General features: G+C 76.0%; 2 protein-coding genes. Both read right to left on the reverse strand.

The features are described from left to right. Positions 1-17 precede the first annotated feature (17 nt). On the reverse strand, positions 18-1,238 hold the full coding sequence (locus FOE67_RS25020) for an STM4014 family protein (RefSeq protein ID WP_182667092.1): 1,221 nt from the start codon (positions 1,236-1,238) through the stop codon (positions 18-20). Then, positions 1,219-1,479, reverse strand: coding sequence for a hypothetical protein (locus tag FOE67_RS25025; RefSeq protein ID WP_182667093.1), 261 nt, complete (start codon positions 1,477-1,479; stop codon positions 1,219-1,221). The genes FOE67_RS25020 and FOE67_RS25025 overlap by 20 nt, the downstream gene beginning before the upstream one ends. Positions 1,480-1,682 lie beyond the last annotated feature (203 nt).

The raw sequence follows: 1,682 nt of genomic DNA on the forward strand, positions 1-1,682 counted from the left end.
GGGCGGGGGGTGGGGACTCATCGAACCTCCCCCCGTCCCCCGGACACCGGGACCGGCGCCCGTCCGGCCGGGTCGTCGGCCGGTGAGCCGTGCTCCGCCACGACCGCAGCCACCTGGGTCTCCCAGGTGTTCAGGCCCTCCGCGCCGCGTCCCGGCGCGCCGAACAGTCCCGGCAGCAGGTCGCCGAAGGCGTTGACCTCCCCCACCCGGAGGGTTCGCCATCCGGTGCCGGGCAGGACGTCCACCGCCACCGAGAGGGTGCGGGGGAAGCACCGGGCGGCCCGTTCGGCGATGTCCCACGGTGCCGCCGGGTCGCCGCCCGCCGCCGTGATCCCGGCCAGGGCCCGTCCCGTGTCCCCGCGCGCGCCACCCAGGTGGAGGTTGGTCATGGGCGAGCGCGAGGTGCGCACCACCGCGTGGCCGGCCCGGCCGGCCACCACGACCACCCGCAGGTCCGCGCTCCGCCCGTCCTGGCCCGCCTTGGGCACCCACCGCTCCAGGTGCAGACCGTCGGGAGCCAGTGCGTCCACGATCGCGGCGACCTCCCGCTCGGTGCGGTAACGCCGCACCCGCAGGGAGTTGTGGAGCGTTCCGTCGGCGGCGAGTTCCACCGAGGTGGTCGCCTGCACCCGCCCGCCACCGGCCGTCTCCAGGGCCAGCACCCCCGAGGCGGAGGAGCCGTGGGCGGGTTTCACGAAGGCCCGCCGCAACCCGGCCCCGCGCAGCAGCTCGCGAACCGCCGCCCAGTCGGCGGGGACGGGGGCGTCGGGCCCCGAGGTGGGGGACGCCGGTACCGGGACGCCGGCCGCCGCCAGGCGGCCGTGACACAGCCGCTTGTCGAACAGCACGGCCAGTTCGGCCGGGTCGTCGAGCATCCGGGCCCCGTCGCGCCGGGCCGCCCGCCCGATGTCCCGGGCGGCCTCCGTCAGCCCCCGGTACCACCGGGCCGTTCCCTCCACCCTGGTCGGGTCCCCGGGGCCGCGCAGCAGCCGCTCGGCCGTCGGATCACCGTCGGGGGAGTCCAGGCGCACGATCTCGCCCGGCACCAGCCGCACCCTCTTTCCCCGCAGGACATCGGACCAGAACACCACCCGGGGCTCCGGACACCCCGCGGCGAGGGCGGCCGCCCGGAACCCGGCCGTTCGCCGGCTGCCGGGCAAGCCCACCACGACGAAGCGGGGCGCTCCCCGGACCGCCCCCGCGGGTCGGCCCTCCGCCTCACTCACCGATGGAGACATAGCGCCACTCGTCCTCGGGATCCTGCGGCTCGGAGAGGTCCAGGTCCACCCCGAACGGCTCCAGGGCGGCGCGCAACGCCGCCCGCACCGGCTCGGTGAGGAAATGGTGGTGGAGGTTCAGCCGCTTGAGGTGCGTCAGCGGCTGACCCTCCAACAGGGCCCGCCCACCGGTGTCGGTCAGCAGCCCCAGTGACAGGTCCAGCTCCTCCAGTTGGGCGACGACCGGCGCGGAGGAGAGCACCGAGGCGAACTCGTCCTGCGCCTCGGCGTTGCGGACGCCGAGGGAACGCAGGAGGGGGAAGCGGCTCCCGGCGAAGACGGGCGCCAGATCGTCCGGCGAGAGGTCCCCGCCCCGCTCCTCGACCCCCGGCCAGAGCTCCAGGTGACGCAGCTCGGGGTACTCCCCGGCGCAGACGGCCCGGCCTGTCTCTTATACACAGTCGA

Origin of the sequence: Streptomyces calidiresistens (genome assembly GCF_014141525.1) — a bacterium.
GTDB classification, from domain to species: Bacteria; Actinomycetota; Actinomycetes; order Streptomycetales; family Streptomycetaceae; genus Streptomyces; species Streptomyces calidiresistens.